The organism is Novosphingobium chloroacetimidivorans, assembly GCF_014204535.1.
GTDB classification, from domain to species: Bacteria; Pseudomonadota; Alphaproteobacteria; order Sphingomonadales; family Sphingomonadaceae; genus Novosphingobium; species Novosphingobium chloroacetimidivorans.
The window spans coordinates 67,257-83,116 of the sequence record NZ_JACHLR010000005.1; the positions used below are offsets into that span (position 1 = coordinate 67,257).

At 66.4% G+C, this 15,860-nt stretch carries 15 protein-coding genes; 9 read left to right on the top strand and 6 right to left on the bottom strand.

The genetic code is table 11. The features are described 5' to 3' along the window. Positions 1 to 40: 40 nt before the first annotated feature. Positions 41 to 1,228 (bottom strand): acyltransferase family protein, encoded by a 1,188-nt coding sequence (locus tag HNO88_RS07540; RefSeq protein WP_184243710.1) that lies wholly within the window; start codon positions 1,226 to 1,228, stop codon positions 41 to 43. A gap of 78 nt (positions 1,229 to 1,306) precedes the next feature. Here HNO88_RS07540 and HNO88_RS07545 point away from each other — a divergent pair, with 78 nt between their 5' ends. Together HNO88_RS07545 and recF are read left to right on the top strand one after the other, a co-directional pair. Next, a complete protein-coding gene (locus HNO88_RS07545; protein WP_184243712.1) occupies positions 1,307 to 2,095 on the top strand; it encodes a queuosine precursor transporter in 789 nt (262 codons plus the stop codon). A gap of 46 nt (positions 2,096 to 2,141) precedes the next feature. Further along, positions 2,142 to 3,233 (top strand): DNA replication/repair protein RecF, encoded by a 1,092-nt coding sequence (gene recF, locus HNO88_RS07550; protein WP_184243714.1) that lies wholly within the window; start codon positions 2,142 to 2,144, stop codon positions 3,231 to 3,233. Positions 3,234 to 3,266: 33 nt separating this feature from the next. On the opposite strand, the gene HNO88_RS07555 is transcribed toward recF, so the two are convergent. Together HNO88_RS07555 and HNO88_RS07560 are read right to left on the bottom strand one after the other, a co-directional pair. Beyond that, complete coding sequence (locus tag HNO88_RS07555; RefSeq protein ID WP_312857015.1) at positions 3,267 to 3,938, bottom strand: arylesterase; 672 nt, start codon at positions 3,936 to 3,938, stop codon at positions 3,267 to 3,269. Between the two features lie 35 nt (positions 3,939 to 3,973). Continuing rightward, complete coding sequence (locus tag HNO88_RS07560; RefSeq protein ID WP_184243716.1) at positions 3,974 to 4,435, bottom strand: DUF805 domain-containing protein; 462 nt, start codon at positions 4,433 to 4,435, stop codon at positions 3,974 to 3,976. Positions 4,436 to 4,614: 179 nt separating this feature from the next. On the opposite strand from HNO88_RS07560, the gene typA reads away from it, so the two are divergent. Next, complete coding sequence (typA, locus tag HNO88_RS07565) at positions 4,615 to 6,447, top strand: translational GTPase TypA (protein ID WP_184243718.1); 1,833 nt, start codon at positions 4,615 to 4,617, stop codon at positions 6,445 to 6,447. Positions 6,448 to 6,764: 317 nt separating this feature from the next. Here the strand turns inward: typA and HNO88_RS07570 are convergent, their stop codons facing one another. Then, positions 6,765 to 7,349 (bottom strand): hemerythrin domain-containing protein, encoded by a 585-nt coding sequence (locus HNO88_RS07570; protein WP_184243720.1) that lies wholly within the window; start codon positions 7,347 to 7,349, stop codon positions 6,765 to 6,767. A gap of 296 nt (positions 7,350 to 7,645) precedes the next feature. On the opposite strand from HNO88_RS07570, the gene HNO88_RS07575 reads away from it, so the two are divergent. After that, the gene (locus tag HNO88_RS07575) at positions 7,646 to 8,005 is read left to right on the top strand and encodes a hypothetical protein (RefSeq protein ID WP_184243722.1); all 360 of its coding nucleotides are present in this window, start codon (positions 7,646 to 7,648) and stop codon (positions 8,003 to 8,005) included. 100 nt (positions 8,006 to 8,105) lie between these two features. On the opposite strand, the gene HNO88_RS07580 is transcribed toward HNO88_RS07575, so the two are convergent. After that, complete coding sequence (locus HNO88_RS07580; RefSeq protein WP_246381327.1) at positions 8,106 to 8,930, bottom strand: outer membrane protein; 825 nt, start codon at positions 8,928 to 8,930, stop codon at positions 8,106 to 8,108. A gap of 267 nt (positions 8,931 to 9,197) precedes the next feature. Between HNO88_RS07580 and HNO88_RS07585 the strand changes: the two genes are divergently transcribed. Both HNO88_RS07585 and HNO88_RS07590 read left to right on the top strand, forming a co-directional pair. Beyond that, on the top strand, positions 9,198 to 9,728 hold the full coding sequence (locus HNO88_RS07585) for a hypothetical protein (RefSeq protein WP_184243726.1): 531 nt from the start codon (positions 9,198 to 9,200) through the stop codon (positions 9,726 to 9,728). 127 nt (positions 9,729 to 9,855) lie between these two features. Continuing rightward, complete coding sequence (locus HNO88_RS07590) at positions 9,856 to 11,010, top strand: glycosyltransferase family 4 protein (RefSeq protein ID WP_184244038.1); 1,155 nt, start codon at positions 9,856 to 9,858, stop codon at positions 11,008 to 11,010. 3 nt (positions 11,011 to 11,013) lie between these two features. On the opposite strand, the gene HNO88_RS07595 is transcribed toward HNO88_RS07590, so the two are convergent. After that, positions 11,014 to 11,493, bottom strand: a complete 480-nt coding sequence (locus HNO88_RS07595; RefSeq protein ID WP_246381329.1) for a hypothetical protein — start codon at positions 11,491 to 11,493, stop codon at positions 11,014 to 11,016. A gap of 80 nt (positions 11,494 to 11,573) precedes the next feature. Here HNO88_RS07595 and HNO88_RS07600 point away from each other — a divergent pair, with 80 nt between their 5' ends. The 3 genes from HNO88_RS07600 (at position 11,574) to HNO88_RS07610 (ending at position 15,779) form a co-directional block, all read left to right on the top strand. Continuing rightward, on the top strand, positions 11,574 to 12,905 hold the full coding sequence (locus HNO88_RS07600) for a replication-associated recombination protein A (RefSeq protein WP_184244042.1): 1,332 nt from the start codon (positions 11,574 to 11,576) through the stop codon (positions 12,903 to 12,905). 146 nt (positions 12,906 to 13,051) lie between these two features. Beyond that, positions 13,052 to 13,957, top strand: coding sequence for a hypothetical protein (locus HNO88_RS07605; RefSeq protein ID WP_184243728.1), 906 nt, complete (start codon positions 13,052 to 13,054; stop codon positions 13,955 to 13,957). A gap of 73 nt (positions 13,958 to 14,030) precedes the next feature. Next, entirely contained in the window at positions 14,031 to 15,779 is a 1,749-nt protein-coding gene (locus HNO88_RS07610) for a DUF885 family protein (protein ID WP_184243730.1), read from the top strand. Positions 15,780 to 15,860 lie beyond the last annotated feature (81 nt).

Sequence of the window (15,860 nt, forward strand, 5' to 3'; positions counted from 1 at the left end):
GCTGCTGCGTCCAATGCGGTAGTTTCGCCGGCGCCTTGCGTCAATGCAGAGCGGCCTTGGTCACACCGCCTGCGTGCTGGCGCGAAGCCGACCTCTCATTGTGCTGCTCACCTGCTGAGCCGACGGTCTTCGCCTGCGGTATGCCGAGGTAGGGACATGCCGCGGGAAGGTGCCGCCGCACGCAGAGCGCAAACAGCGCCGGGAGCAGCAAGGCCGTAACCGTCAGGATGTATTGGTTGTTGATACCGGCATCGCGCAGCCCGATGTTGACGGCCTGGTGCAGAAACAGGATCGGGATCGTCGTTCGCCCGAGGAAACCGAGGAGCCTGCTTAGCAAGGCGCTGCGTTCAGACAGTCGCGCCAGAGCGAAGACCAGCTGGCTCCCCGCGCAGGCAAGCAGGATGCCAAGCAGAGGCACACCCAGGATGCCGTTCTTCAAGTCGAGCTGGAACGTGCGACCGGCGCTAGCCCGCTCGATCCAGATCGCGACGCAGACGACGGCGATGGCCGCCACGGTCATCGCCGCGACATTGCGGTTCCAGGCAATGGATCGACCGATCCACATGAATAGGACGAGCCCAGGCACGGCGTGGAGCGCCAGCGGCACGGGTACGGTGATACGCAGGGACGATATGGCGTAAGCCAGCAACGCCACTACCGTCATCGCTGCCACGAACCGGCCCGAACGCTCGCCGCCCAATCGCTGTCGCAGAAACAGGTAGCCGAGCAGAGTCAGGTAGATCGCCGGCATGTACCAGAACGCCGTCATCGTGCCAGTCAGGTAAGTGCCGCCCAGCGCCAGCTTCGCGCCATATACGATGCCAGCGCTGAACGAGCCGCTCAGCCGATAGAGGCAGGCAGGAAGGCCGAGCAGGAAGAGGTAAGTCACGTAGGGAAGGAGCAGCGCCCTGGCCTTGCTTACAGCGGCCGTGCGCCAATCCTCGTCCTTCAGCACCATGGTGGTGAGAAAGACGAAGAGCGGCATGTGGAAGGTGAAGATCATGCTCTTGACCGGCAACGAGCCGATCGTGGTGATCACATGGCCGAGCACCACCAGCACGATGCCAAGGCCGCGGGCATTGTCGATCCACGCTATCCGCTTCGCCGCCATCGCCCTGCCCTTATGCACCACGTCCCGGTTAGAGCGGCACCAGTAGGCGGCAAAGTCGGGATAGGACCGAAATGGCGAGTTGCCGGCCAAGGCCGTACGGTTCTGGAGTGAACCCATCGGTCGTCCGGCCGCTGCGCACAGCGAGGCGAGACAAAGCCTCTGGTCGTGCGGATCGGGCCGAGTTACGCTTTGTAGATGGACCAAGAGCAGCTTTCCCGCATCGACGGGCAGTCGGGTGCGCGCCGCCACTTCCGTTACTTTGACTATGTGATGGCGGCCTTCGTCGCGATCCTGCTGCTTTCCAACCTGATCGGCGCGGCCAAGCTGGCGACGCTGGGTGGGCTGACCTTCGGGGCAGGCATCCTGTTCTTCCCGGTGAGTTACGTGCTGGGCGACGTGCTGACCGAAGTCTACGGCTATGCCAATGCCAGGCGCTGCGTGTGGGTCGGCTTCTTCGCGCTGATCTTCATGGCGTTCATGAGTTTCGTCGTCGTCGCCATGCCGCCCTCGCCCGAGTGGGGCTGCGCCGCAAGCGCTGACCCGCGCTATGCCGCCGTGGTGGCCGGTACGGATGCGGGAACGGTCTGCCAGTCTACGTACGTGTCGGTCTTCGGCAGCACCTGGCGCATCGTGATCGCATCCCTGCTGGCGTTCTGGGCCGGCGAGTTCGTGAACTCGTTCGTACTTGCCAAGATGAAGCTACTCACCGGCGGAAAGCACTTGTGGGCGCGCACGATCGGGTCGACCGTGTTCGGCCAGGCGGTCGACAGCGCCATCTTCTATCCGGTCGCCTTTCTCGGCACCTGGACGACGCAATCGGTGCTCATGGTCATGGTGACCAATTGGGGCATGAAGGTATTGTGGGAAGCCGTGCTGACGCCCGTGACGTACGCCGTAGTAGGCTGGCTCAAGCGGCGCGAAGGGGTCGATGTCTATGACGAGAATGTCGACTTTTCACCTTTCGCCAAGACGCGATCGGCCTGAGCGCCGTTTGACCTGACCCCTCGCGCACGGCTAGGCCGCGCGCACGATGGCGCTCGACCGCATCCTGCTTGCCGATTTCCGCAACCACCGCGACACGCAGGTGGAGGGCACCGCACAGTTCAACCTGCTGGTCGGCGAGAATGGCGCGGGCAAGACCAACGTGCTGGAGGCGATCTCCCTGCTCGCACCCGGCCGGGGCCTGCGCCGCGCCAGCCTGGCCGACATGCCTGCGCAGGGTGGCCATGGTGGCTTCGCCGTCAGTGCAGACCTCGCCGCCCGGGGTGAGCCGGTGCGGCTCGGGACCGGCGTTCTTGCCGAGCGGCCGGGGCGGCGGCTGGTGCAAGTCAACGGTGCCGAAGCGCCAGCGGTGCGCCTGGCGGAGTGGCTTTCGATCGGTTGGCTGACGCCCGCCATGGACCGGCTGTTCTCGGAAAGCGCAGGCGCGCGTCGTCGCTTTCTTGACCGGCTGGTGCTGGCGCTGCAGCCGGGCCATGCCGGCAACGCCACACGGCTGGAGACTGCCCTGCGCGAGCGCAACAGCCTTCTCTCCGACGATCGTGCGCCCGATCCCCGCTGGCTCGACGCCATCGAGGCACAACTCGCGGAGGCGGGCGCTGCGGTGGCGCGAGCCCGGCGCGACACGGTGGAGGCGCTCGACCGGCTGCTCGCGGGATTGCCCCCCTCGCCCTTCGCGCGGCCCTCGCTCGCCTATGGCGCGGGAGGACCAGACGACGCCGGTGCACTCGGCGCCGCCTTGCGCGAGGGCCGCGCACGGGATCGCGCCGCACAGCGCACGCTGATCGGCCCCCATCGCGACGAACTGGAGGTCCGACTGGCGGCCAAGGACCAGTTGGCGGCCGAGTGTTCCACCGGCGAGCAGAAGGCGATGCTGATCTCGATCGTCCTGGCCCATTCGCAGCTGCTGGAAAACACCGGCGAGCGGCGGCCCCGGCTGCTGCTGCTGGACGAAGTCGCGGCTCACCTCGATCCCACCCGGCGAGAAGCGCTGTTCGAGCGCCTTCGCGCCGGCGCGGCCCAAGTCTGGCTGACCGGCACGGAGCCGCAGCCCTTCGCCGCGATCCTGCGCGAGGCTTCCGTGTGGCAGGTCGAAGGCGGTTCGGTCGTGCGGCGAGGCTGAGCGGATACGGAGCTCCGCTCCGAAGACAAGCGCTCACCTGCGAGGCAGCGCCTCGGCGACATCGTCGACGGTCGCCGCGACGATCTCCTCGATCCCGAGCGCAGTCGGATGCACCTGGTCGGGCTGCATCAGGTCGGGCTTGCCTTGCAGCGGCTGCAGGAAGAACGGCACGAGGCTGGCACCGTACTTGTGGGCCAGGCTGGGGTAGATCGGGTTGAAATCGCGCGCATAGTCCGCGCTCAACGTTGGTGCGGCCATGAGCCCCAGCAGCAGCACGCGGATCTTGCGCCGCTGCAGACTTGCCAGGATCGCATCGAGATTTGCCCGCGTCTCGGCGGGAGATCGGCCTTGCAGCATGTCGTTACCGCCGAGGCTTACTATGGCGAGCTCTGGCTTGGTCGCTTGGGCATCCAGGATCCGCTCGAGGCGCTGTAGAGCTTGGCCGCTCGTCCCGCCCGCAATGCCGGCATCGACGACGCGCGCGTTGCTGCCGCGAGCACGCAAGGCCGCCTCCAACTTGGCCGGGTAGCTGGAATTGTCCGGCAGCTTGGGCCCGTCAAGCAGCGAGTCGCCGAAGACGAGGATCGGCCGCTCCGGCCCCATGACCGGGATCGGCGGCGGTCCGGTCCATCGATCCTCGTTCTTCTGGCTGGGCGGTTCGGATCCGCTGCCGCAAGCCGCCACCATGCAGATGGCGGCGAGCACGAGGACGAAGCGGCAGCCCGAACCGCGCGCTTGTGTCAGGCGAAGACCTGCGCGCTGGCCGGGTCCTTGGGATCGGGTCCGAAACGGTTCGGCCCCGCCGTGCCGGGCAGGAACATGATCACCAGCAGGGCGATACTCGCGATGAAGCCCACCAGCGGGATCAAGGATAGCACCATGAAACCCAGGTACCACCAACCGCTCATGTCGCGATCGTGCAGCCTGCGCACGGTGACGGCGAGGCTCGGGATGATCGTGGCGAGCCAGTAGACCAGCAGGAGCAGACCGGCGCCGCCGAAGAACAGCGACCCGACGACGCCCAGCGGATTGGCACCTCCGTTTTCGAGTGCCTGCAACGAGAAACCGGTGCCGAGCATGATGCCGCCGATGATCGCGTACACGATCGCGTTGAACAGCCCGAAGGACCAGAATTCCATCCTGCGCGAGCGGCCGCGGAAATCGGCATAGCGCCGGAACGGCAGGAACATGTACTCAAGCATACCGAAATCCCCTGTCTTTTTGCCCTATCGGCATCTCTGAAATGCTCGAACCGAGCGGTGGTGCCACCGCGCTTCACCGCACCCGCGCTTGCCCCGCGCGGGTACTTCGAGTAAGGGCGCGCGGATTGTGCGATGCAGCGAAGCATCGCTGTACCACTCCTCGAACTTACAGGCCCATCATGTCAGCCCCGCTTCCGCTGCGCAATATCGCGATCATCGCGCACGTCGACCATGGCAAGACCACGCTCGTCGACCAGCTTTTCCGCCAGTCCGGCACCTTCCGCGACAACCAGCGCGTCGAAGAGCGCGCCATGGATTCGAACGACCTCGAGAAAGAGCGCGGCATCACCATCCTGGCGAAGCCGACCTCGATTGAGTGGAACGGCTATCGCATCAATATCGTCGACACTCCCGGGCACGCCGACTTCGGTGCCGAGGTGGAGCGCATCCTCTCGATGGTGGACGGCGTGATCCTGCTGGTCGACAGCTCGGAAGGCGCGATGCCGCAGACCAAGTTCGTCACCGGCAAGGCGCTGGGCCTCGGCCTCAAGCCGATCGTGGTGGTCAACAAGATCGACCGTCCCGACGGCCGCCATGCCGAAGTGCTGGACGAGGTGTTCGACCTTTTCGTCAGCCTCGACGCCAACGATGAGCAGCTGGACTTCCCAACGCTCTACGCCTCGGGCCGCAACGGCTACGCCAGCACCGATCCCGACGCGCGCGAGGGTACCCTCACCCCGCTGTTCGAGAAGATCATCGAGCACGTTCCCGCCCCCGAGGCCGACGTCGACGGTCCGTTCAAGTTCCTGGTCACCCTGCTCGATCGCGACAACTTCCTGGGCCGCATCCTCACCGGCAAGGTCCAGTCGGGCCGCATCAAGCTGAACGACCAGATCCGCGCCCTCGACAACGATGGCAACGTGGTCGAAACCGGTCGCGCCTCGAAGCTGCTGGCATTCCACGGCCTCGACCGCATCCCGGTCGAGGAAGCCAAGGCGGGCGACATCATCTCAATCGCGGGCCTGACCACCGCGACGGTGTCGAACACGATCGCCGATCCGACCGTGACCGAGCCGCTCCATGCCCAGCCGATCGATCCGCCGACGCTGTCGATGCGCTTCGCGGTGAACGATTCGCCGATGGCGGGCCGCGAAGGCAGCAAGGTCACCAGCCGCATGATCCGCGACCGTCTGGCGCGCGAGGCGGAGACCAACGTCGCCATTCGCGTCACCGAGAGCGCCGACAAGGACAGCTTCGAAGTCGCAGGTCGCGGCGAGCTTCAGCTGGGCGTCGTCATCGAGACGATGCGCCGCGAAGGCTTCGAGCTGGGCATCAGCCGCCCGCGCGTGCTGTTCCGCGAGGACGAGAACGGCAAGCGGACCGAACCGTACGAGACCGTCGTGATCGACGTGGATGACGAGTATGCCGGCACGGTCGTCGAGAAGATGAACATCCGCAAGGGCGAGATGACCGACATGCGCCCCTCGGGCGGTGGCAAGACCCGCATCACCTTCTCGGCGCCTTCCCGCGGCCTGATCGGCTACCATGGCGAGTTCCTTTCGGACACGCGCGGCACCGGCATCATGAACCGCCTGTTCGAGAAGTACGACACGCACAAGGGCCAGATCCCCGGCCGCAAGAACGGCGTGCTGATCTCGAACGGGGCCGGCGAAGCGAATGCCTACGCGCTGGGCCCGCTCGAGGAGCGTGGCGTGCTGTTCGTCGGCGTCGGCGAGCCGCTGTATGAAGGCATGATCATCGGCGAGAACGCCAAGCCCGACGATCTCGAAGTGAACCCGATGAAGTCCAAGCAGCTGACGAACTTCCGTTCGACCGGCAAGGACGACGCCATCCGCCTCACCCCGCCGCGCGTGATGACGCTGGAACAGGCGATTGCCTACATCGACGACGACGAAATGGTCGAAGTCACGCCCAAGTCGATCCGGCTGCGCAAGGCGATCCTCGATCCCAACGAGCGCAAGAAGGCGAACCGAAAGAAGGACGCGGCGTAAGGGACGCGCACTCCCGTAAGATGGTGGTCTGACAGACCTCGTCATCCCCGCGAAGGCGGGGATCCATCTCCTGAGCTAACGCAAAAACGCCAGCGGTGGGGTCGATCCCATTGCTGGCGTTTTACGTTGCGTAGACCGCCATGCAGTTGGCGATTTTGCCACCGCATGAATGGACCGGTCAGGAGATGGATACCGCCTTCGGGGGATGACGAAGGTCTGGAATCGGCAACCAGGATGAAGATGCAGACAAGTGTCTCGCCTTTGCCCCATGGCGCGTGCCCAGGCTCAGCGGAGCCGCCGGAGCGGCTCCACCCACCTCACGCGATCTGCGACAAGTGCGCCGGCTGGTTGCCGCCGCTGCCGCTGCCGCTGCCGCGATTGTAGCGGCCGAACTCTTCGGCGTAGCGCTTGCTGAGCGCCTGCTGCTTTTCCAGGGGCACGTTCTGGATCACGTCGGGGAACCAGCTGCTCTCTTCCTGGTAGACGTGCTGCGCCACGGCGCCCTGGATGTGCTCCAGCTTGTCGCGCCATTCCTGGCTCATCGGATCGAGGTTCTCGAGGATCGCCATGTTGATCTTGGCGGCAGCCTGCTCCTCGTAGGCCATCGTGGCGTGCGCCTTGCTGCTGCCTTCGACCAGGGCCGGATAGATGACCGCTTCCTCGGCGTTGGCGTGCGCCATCAGGATACCGGCCAGTTCGCCTGCGGCTGTGCGCCGTTCACCTGCGCCCGCGGCGTTGAGCGCGCGATCGAAGGCGGACTCGATCTGTCGGTGATGATCCAGGATCTGGCCGAGCCAGTCGTCGCCTTGCGACAGTTGCTCTGCCTTGCGGCGGGCCTCGGCCCGCTCTTCCTGCGAGGCCATGGGGGTGACGGCGGCGGCGATTTTATCGAGAAGGGACATGGACGTACTCCGTATCTTGCAGTCCCTATCTAAGCGTCCGCGCACGCAAGCCCGTTCCGCAGGTCGGCGCAGGCGAACGGATCTGTGAACCGCCCTGACTGACTGGGACCGCAGCTTGAATGTGCCTCGCGCGTCTTGGCCCCGGACCAGCCTTGTTCATCTAAGCTGCAAGGTTTCTGAATATCGGCTGCAGCACCTGTCCCTGCTCGGTTCAGCAAGGCGGCGCTAGACCGATATCAACGAGACGACGTGCGAAGAGATTTTGGCTCCGCCTCCGTCGGCTCAGGAGATCGACCATGAACCTGATCCATAAGGGCATCCTCGCGTCCACCCTAGCCGCCAGCGGCCTGGTATCGACCGCGTCGCCCGTCATGGCGCGCGACTATTACCGCGATCGCGGCGATAACACGGCGGCAGTCGCGATCGGCGCCGGCATCATCGGCCTTGCGGTGGGCGCGATCGCGGCCTCGAGCAACAACCGTGACGATCGCTATTACGATCGCCGCTACTATCGCACAGGCGACGGCTACTATCGGGACAACCGGTCGTACTACCGCAATGATCGCTACTATGATCGTTCGCGCCGCTACGACTCGCGCGATTGGAATAGCCGCAGCCGATATGACGATCGCTATTACAGCCGTCGCGGCTACTGAGTTCGTCCAGCCGTCAGGCGGCATCCCCTTGCCCGCCTGTTCGGCAAAACTGGCGCCCGGTTCGTAAAGAGCCGGGCGCCTTTTTGCATCTGTGGCTAGATCAGAAGTGGAAGCCCACGGTCGCGCGCAGCGAGTGGTAGTCCAGATCCTTGTCCGCCACCTTGATGTTGGTGCCGCCGGCGCCGCCGATCAGGAAGGGATTGGTGGCAAGGGCAGTGCCGCGGCCCACGGCGACGTTGTACTTGTTGTCCTTGTAGCGGTTGTACAGGTACTCGACGCCGAGGCTGAGGTGGTCGGTGACCATGATCTCGCCGCCGCCGCCGGCCTGCCAACCCCATACCCGCTTGCCGTCGCGGTTCTCGTCGAACGAGTTGGCGGTGTTGGTGGTGGAGAAGCGATGGTTGATCTTGGCCATGCTGCCGCCGCCGGTGACATAGAACAGCATGCCGCCGCCGGGTGTGTAGCCGGCGCGCAGGCGTGCCGAGACGTTGTACTTCAGCTCACGCTCGAAGGTGTAGCTGGCCGGCGTGGTGCTGAACCCTGAGGCGCGATCGACCGACTCGTTCTTCGTGGCTTCGACCAGTCCACCCAGGACGAAGTTGTTCATGCGGTAATCGTAGCCGATGCGGCCGCCGTACTCGAGACCGTCCTTGTCGCTCCGGCAGCCGTCGGCCGGACGGGCACCGCGGGCACCGCCCCGGCAGAAACCGGGCGAGAATGCGTCGGCACCGGCAGCGGTGCGGACGGTGTCGTCATAGTTGCCGTCGCCATCGTTGTCGAAGCGCAGTGACGAGCCATTGTAGTTGCCGTTTGCGGCGGTGCCGATGACGCCCTGGATGTAGGGGCCGTTGAAGTGGCTGTCGCGGTCCTGCGCGGCGGCCGGCATGGCCACGACCGCGGCCAGGCCGAGGGCGATTGCTGTCATCGTCGAACGTGCTTGCATAAAGAGCATCCTGCTAGATTGATAATTGTGAAATCGTCCCGCGGCAGGAGAAAGCCTGACGGCGAACGGAGTTTCCGAGGCCTTAAGCATTCTCCACTGGCTGTGACATTCCTGCCACGTTGGCCGAGCGGACCATCGCTTCAGGGTTAAGACGGGGTTCAGCGCCGGTCTGCTGAATGGATCATCTCGATCGTATCGAGGCGCCCGCCGATTCCGCCGTACTTGGCAGGCTCCGGAAGGGAGTATCCAATGAAGACGTTTCTCAAGACCTTGGGCGTGACGGCGGCGCTGGCCGCCACTTCGCTCGGCTTCGTGCAGAGCGCCGAAGCACGTGATCGCTGGGGCCGCGGCGGCGGCGGCGACGATGCCGCCATCGCGATCGGCGCGGGCATCATCGGTCTGGCCGTGGGTGCGGCGATCGCCGACCGTGGCGACGGCCGGTACTATGACCGGCGCTTTTACAACAATCGTCGTTATGTGACGGTGCGTGGGCGTCCGGGTTATTACTACTACTACGACAATGCCCCTCGCAGGTATTACCAGGACCGCTTCTTCGGCCGCCAGGGCTACTATGGTTACGGCTACGGCAACGGGTACTACGGCAACCGCTGGGATCGCGGCTATGACCGTGGCCGCTGGGATCGTCGTGGCTATGGTCGCGGCTGGGGCGGTCGGGGCGACTGGGATCGGCGGGGCAACTGGGACCGTCGTGGTGGTTGGGACCGGAGGGGCGACTGGAATGGTCGCGGCTGGGGCGGCCGGGGCGACTGGCGCCGCTAACGCGAGCGGGGCTCGGGTGCAGGCCTGAGCCCCTTTTCGGCGTGATCGGGCTTAACTCGCGATCGAGGCGCGCACCGTGGATAGCGGCCTCGCCAAGCGCGCCGTGCGGGGCTATGGGCAGCCGATCATGGACACCGCCGACCTGCGCATCGCCCTGTTTTCGGGCAATTACAACTATGTGAGGGACGGCGCGAACCAGGCGCTCAACCGCCTTGCGGGGTATCTGCTCGACCAGGGCGCCGCCGTGCGGATCTACTCTCCGACCGTGCCCAAGCCCGCGTTCGAGCCTACCGGCGACCTGATCGGCGTGCGCGCGCTGCCGATCCCGGGACGCGGCGAGTATCGCATGCCGCTGTGGCTGCCGCGCAAGGTGCGCCAGGACCTGAAGGCTTTCGCGCCCAACGTGGTGCACGTGTCCTCTCCCGACCCGGTGAGTCACGAGGCGGTGACCTGGGCGCGCAAGCACGAGCTGCCGGTGCTCGCATCGGTGCACACGCGCTTCGAGACGTACTTCCGGTATTACAACATGGCCTGGGCCGAGCCGCTGATGGAAGCGTTCCTGCGCCGCTTCTATCGACGCTGCGACGCCCTCGTCGCGCCCTCCGAGAGCATGGCGCAAGTGCTTCGCGAGCAGCGGATGAATTACGACATCACCATCTGGTCGCGAGGCGTCGATCGCGAGGTGTTCAACCCCGGCGTGCGCTCGCTCGACTGGCGGCGCTCGCACGGAATCGGCGACGACGAGATCGCGATCGGGTTCCTGGGTCGCCTCGTCATGGAGAAGGGTCTGGATGTCTTCTCGGACTCGATCGATGCGCTGCGCCGCCGCGGCGTGCCGCACAAGGTGCTGGTGATCGGCGAGGGTCCCGCGCGCGAGTGGTTCGAGAGCCGGCTGCCCGGCGCCGCCTTCGTCGGCTTCCAGGCCGGCGCGGACCTTGGCCGAGCGGTCGCCAGCATGGACGTTCTGTTCAATCCATCCGTTACCGAGACCTTCGGCAATGTCACGCTGGAAGCCATGGCCTGCGCCCTGCCCGTCGTCGCCGCGGCGGCGACCGGCAGCGAGAGCCTGGTCGAAGACCACGTCTCGGGCCGCCTGATCCGCCCGGGCGCGGTGCATCAGTTCGCCGAGGCGCTGCGCGGCTATGTCGAAAGCGCGGAGTTGCGCGACCGGCACGGTGCCGCGGGTGAGCGCCGGGCGCTCGACTTCAGCTGGGACAGGATCAACCGGGCGGTGGCCGACACCTACTTGCGCCTGGTCCGCCGCAAGCCGGGGCGGAGCTAGGGGCTAGCTGCTCTCCGCTGTGTGCCCCTCGCCCGCTCGATCGCGTGAGCGAGCCCGCATGCGCCTGGCATAGCCCAGCAGCGCGAGCGCCACGAACCACGCCAGCGCCCGCATGCTCCAGTACGCGGCCGTGCCCATGCTCGCCGGCGTGCCCTCGCCGTACTGGTAGAGCTGCATGCCCGCCAGGCCGAGCACCGAAAACGCGAAGGCATAGGCCGCATGGGGCAAGCGACCCAGGAGCAGGATCGAGCCGATCAGGCCGCACCCCACGCTTGTCGCCCAGGCGATCACCGCCCAGGCGGGGAAGCCGTCGATGTAGTCAATCCTGTCGGCCGGAACTTGCGCCAGGTAAGCGGCGTCGCGGACGTTCGTCATGAGGAAATCGTAGCAGCCCCAGGCATGCCACAGCAGCCCGGCGCCGCCGGCCAGCCACAGGTGGGCCGGTGCCTTGTCCGCCCTTGCGGCGTTCGTGGTCGCATCCATTCGCCGCTCCTCTTGGCGCCGGGGATTACGCCGCGCGGCGAGGCGATGCAATCGGCGCGCAAGATCGCTAGATGGACGCCATGGCCGACCTCTTCGCCGACGACTTGCCCGCGCAGCCTGCCTCATCCCGCAGCGAACCCGCGCGCGCCGACGCCCCGCTCGCCGATCGCTTGCGCCCGCAGAACCTGGGCGAGGTCATAGGGCAGGAGCACCTGACCGGGCCCGAGGGTGCAATCGGGCGCATGGTGGCGGCCGGGCGCCTCTCCTCGATGGTCTTGTGGGGCCCGCCCGGCACCGGCAAGACCAGCATCGCGCGCCTGCTCGCCGACGCGGTGGGCATGCGCTTCGCGGCGGTGAGCGCGGTGTTCTCGGGCGTGGCGGACTTGCGCAAGGTTTTCGCCGAGGCGGACACCGCCGCCAAGGCCGGACAGCGCACGCTGCTCTTCGTGGACGAGATCCACCGCTTCAACCGCGCGCAGCAGGACGGATTTCTGCCCTATGTGGAGCGCGGCACGGTCACCCTGGTCGGCGCCACGACCGAGAACCCCAGCTTCGAGCTGAACGCGGCGCTGCTCAGCCGTGCGCAAGTGCTGATCCTGCACCGCCTGGATGCCGTCGCGCTCGAAGCCTTGTTGGCGCGCGCCGAAGGGCTGGAAGGCCCCCTGCCGGTCACGCCCGAGGCGCGCGAGGCGCTGGTCGCCTCGGCCGACGGCGACGGGCGCTTCCTGCTCAACCAGGCCGAGACGCTCTACGCCGCCAAGCTGCCCGAGCCGCTCGACCCTGCAGCACTCGGCCAGTTCCTGCAACGCCGCGTGGCCGTCTACGACAAGGATCGCGAGGGGCACTACAACCTCATCTCCGCGCTGCACAAATCGTTGCGCGGATCGGACCCGCAAGCAGCGCTCTACTACATGGCGCGCATGTTGACCGCGGGCGAGGAGCCGCTCTACGTCCTGCGCCGGCTGGTGCGCTTCGCCAGCGAGGATGTCGGCCTCGCCGATCCGCAGGCGCTGGTGCAGTGCCTCGCCGCCAAGGACGCGTACGAGTTCCTCGGCTCTCCCGAAGGCGAGCTGGCGATCGTGCAGGCCTGCCTCTATCTCGCCACTGCGCCCAAGTCGAACGCGGCCTATGTGGCGCAGAAGGCGGCGTTCAAGTCCGCGCGCGAAACCGGCTCGCTGATGCCGCCGCCCAGCATCCTCAACGCGCCGACCAAGCTGATGAAGGAGATCGGCTACGGGAAGGATTATGCCTACGACCACGACACCGACGATGGCTTCTCCGGCGCGGACTACTGGCCCGAGGAGATGCAGCCGCAAGCCTACTACAGGCCCGTGCCGCGCGGCTTCGAGCGCCAGGTGATCGAGCGCATGGAGTGGTGGGACAAGAAGCGGCGTGAGCGGCGGGGCGGGTGACAAATCCAAGCTTCGCAAACTATGATGTCGTCATTCCCGCGAACGCGGGGGTCCATCTCGTGACGCTGCGGCAAACGAGACCTCTGGAGATGGATTCCCGCGTTCGCGGGAATGACGAAGTCTAAGGCTGAGGGTTCAGGGCTGACATGTCCATTGCGAGCCCCCGATTCTCCCACTTCCTCGCGATCGACTGGTCAGGCGCTGCGGGCGAACGGCAGGCGGGCATCGCCCTTAGCCTATGCACGGCCGCCGGCGACGCTCCAAGGCTGCTGACCCCGCGCGACCACCGCCACTGGTCGCGCGCCGCCGTGGTCGAATACCTGTGTGACGATCTTCCGCCCGACACGCTGGTCGGCATGGACCTTGGCATCTCTCTACCCTTCGCCGACGCCGATGCGTTCTTCCCCGGCTGGCCCGCAAGTCCGCTGGATGCGCACGCCTTGTGGCGTCTGGTCGACGAGACTTGCGCCGACGACCCGCACCTTGCCGCCAACAGCTTCGTCGATCACCCGCAACTCAGCCCCTACTTCCGCCGCCATGGCGGGCGTGAAGGCGCGGCGTTCCACCTGGCAGAGGCCGCACACCGCCGCGGCCGCTTCCGGGTGACCGAAGCGGCGCAGGAGCGGTCCGGCTGCAAGCCATACAGCAATTTCAACCTCGTCGGCGCGGCGCAAGTCGGCAAGTCGAGCCTCACCGGCATGCGCGTGCTGCACCGATTGGCAGGCCGCGTATTCGTCTGGCCGGTCGACGGCCGTGACCTGCCGCCCAACGGCTCGGTGATCGTCGAGATCTACACCACGATCGCCGCGCTCGCCGCGAGCCGTACCGCCGCGCGCTCCAAGATCCGCGACGGCGAGGCGCTCGATGCGGCGCTGGCGCTGCTTGGCTCGCCACCGACCGGACTTTCCGGCGCGATCGACGACCACAGCACCGACGCGCTGCTCACCTCGGCCTGGCTGCGCCGCCATGCCGACGATCACGCCTTGTGGCACCCGCGCGAACTCACCGAGCAGATCGCCCGCACCGAGGGCTGGACGTTCGGAGCGGCTTAGACCACACTCGCCATCGGGAGGGGGTGCTCGCTTCGCGCAGGCACCCCTTCGCTCGTTTACGAAGGGGCTGCCAATGAAAACCAGAACCATCCTGCTGACCGGCATCGCCTGCCTGACGATGGGTGCGTGCACCACCGCGCAAGTGCCGCCTGCACAGACCAGCGCAGAGGCGCCCGTCGCGACCACAGCTGCAGCCCGCCCCGCGTGGAAGGACTTCGTCCAAGCCACGATCGACCGTTGGTTCGCGCTCGACCCGGCCACCGCCGTCTACCAGGGTGCGCACCAGTTCGACGGCAAGCTGCCCGACTGGAGCGAAGCCGGCCTGGCCACGCGCGTGGCGTTCCTGCGCTCGGTGGTGAGCGACGCCGGTGCCTACACCGGCCTCTCGGCGCAGGACGCGATGGAGCGCGACAACCTCGTCGCCTACGCCCGGCGTGAGCTGTTCTGGATCGCCGAAGCGGATCGGCCGCATCGCAACCCGTCATGGTACATCGACGGCGGCCTCGATCCCAACGTCTACGTCAGCCGCGAATATGCCGACAAGCCGACCCGCATGCGCGCGATGATCAGCTTCTTCAGCGCGATCCCGACGGCCGCCGCGAACATCCGCGCCAACTTGCGTACGCCCCTGCCCGCCAGCTTCATCAAGCACGGCGTCGCCGGTTTCGGCGGCTTTGCCGAATACTATCGCGGCGATGCGCGCACAGCCTTCGCAGATGTGAAGGACCCGGCGCTCCAGGCCGAGTTCAAGGCGTCGTCGGAAAAGGCCGGCCAGGCGATGGCCGATCTCGCCGCCTGGCTGAAGAGCCAGCAGTCCAGTGCCACCCAGGACTTCCCGCTGGGCGCCGACCTGTTCTCGCGCATGCTGAAAGAGACCGAAATGGTCGACTTGCCGCTCGATCAGGTGGAAGCGATCGGCCGCGCCGATCTCAAGCGCAACCAGGACGCGCTGAAGCTTGCCTGCGCCAGGTATGCGCCGGGCAAGACGATCCTGCAGTGCTTCGACAAGCTCAATGCCGACAAGCCCAAGGGCAGCCCGGTCGATGCCGCGCGCGGGCAGATCCCGGAGCTGACCGCCTTCGTTCGCGCGAAGGATCTGGTCACCATCCCCGGCACCGAGCAGGCACTGGTGCGCGAAAGCCCGCCCTACAACAGACAGAACAGCGCCTACATCGATCCGCCGGGGCCGTACGAAAAAGGCATTCCGTCGATCTACTACATCTCGCCGCCCGACCCGACCTGGTCGAAGCAGAAGCAGCTCGACTACATTCCGGGCGTGAACGACCTGCTGTTCACCAGCATCCACGAGGTCATGCCGGGGCACTTCCTGCAGTTCCTGCACTCGAACCGTGCGCCGTCTTGGATCGCCCGCGTCTTCGTGCCTTACGCCTATGCCGAGGGTTGGGCGCACTATACCGAGGAGATGATGTGGGAGGCGGGTTACGGCAACGGCGATCCCGGCGTCCATGTCGGCCAGATCTCCAACGCCCTGCTGCGCGACTGCCGCTTCCTCTCGGCGATCGGCCTGCATGCCCGCGGCATGACGCAGGCGCAGTCGCAGGCGATGTTCCAGAACGAGTGCTACCAGGTCGAAGGCACCGCCGAGCAGCAGGCGGCGCGCGGCACCTACGATCCGGCCTACCTCAACTATACGCTGGGCAAGCTGATGATCCGCAAGTTGCGTGACGACTGGACCGCCACCCGTGGCGGCAAGGCAGCCTGGAAGCAGTTCCACGACACCTTCCTGGGCTTCGGCGGCGCCCCGATCCCGCTGATCCGCCAGACGATGATGAACGAACCGGAGCCACGCGCGGTTTTCTGATCGCAAGTTGTCTTGCGGATTGGGCGTTTTCCTGTCTGGACCGGTGCCCCCTACGCGCTGTATGGGGCACCGCAACCAGGC

Coding starts and splice junctions, on each gene's coding strand:
- HNO88_RS07540 (WP_184243710.1), bottom strand. CDS start 1,228: ATGGGTTCACTCCAGAACCGTACGGCCTTGGCCGGCAACTCGCCATTT.
- HNO88_RS07545 (WP_184243712.1), top strand. CDS start 1,307: ATGGACCAAGAGCAGCTTTCCCGCATCGACGGGCAGTCGGGTGCGCGC.
- recF (WP_184243714.1), top strand. CDS start 2,142: ATGGCGCTCGACCGCATCCTGCTTGCCGATTTCCGCAACCACCGCGAC.
- HNO88_RS07560 (WP_184243716.1), bottom strand. CDS start 4,435: ATGCTTGAGTACATGTTCCTGCCGTTCCGGCGCTATGCCGATTTCCGC.
- typA (WP_184243718.1), top strand. CDS start 4,615: ATGTCAGCCCCGCTTCCGCTGCGCAATATCGCGATCATCGCGCACGTC.
- HNO88_RS07570 (WP_184243720.1), bottom strand. CDS start 7,349: ATGTCCCTTCTCGATAAAATCGCCGCCGCCGTCACCCCCATGGCCTCG.
- HNO88_RS07575 (WP_184243722.1), top strand. CDS start 7,646: ATGAACCTGATCCATAAGGGCATCCTCGCGTCCACCCTAGCCGCCAGC.
- HNO88_RS07580 (WP_246381327.1), bottom strand. CDS start 8,930: ATGACAGCAATCGCCCTCGGCCTGGCCGCGGTCGTGGCCATGCCGGCC.
- HNO88_RS07585 (WP_184243726.1), top strand. CDS start 9,198: ATGAAGACGTTTCTCAAGACCTTGGGCGTGACGGCGGCGCTGGCCGCC.
- HNO88_RS07590 (WP_184244038.1), top strand. CDS start 9,856: ATGGACACCGCCGACCTGCGCATCGCCCTGTTTTCGGGCAATTACAAC.
- HNO88_RS07595 (WP_246381329.1), bottom strand. CDS start 11,493: ATGGATGCGACCACGAACGCCGCAAGGGCGGACAAGGCACCGGCCCAC.
- HNO88_RS07600 (WP_184244042.1), top strand. CDS start 11,574: ATGGCCGACCTCTTCGCCGACGACTTGCCCGCGCAGCCTGCCTCATCC.
- HNO88_RS07605 (WP_184243728.1), top strand. CDS start 13,052: ATGTCCATTGCGAGCCCCCGATTCTCCCACTTCCTCGCGATCGACTGG.
- HNO88_RS07610 (WP_184243730.1), top strand. CDS start 14,031: ATGAAAACCAGAACCATCCTGCTGACCGGCATCGCCTGCCTGACGATG.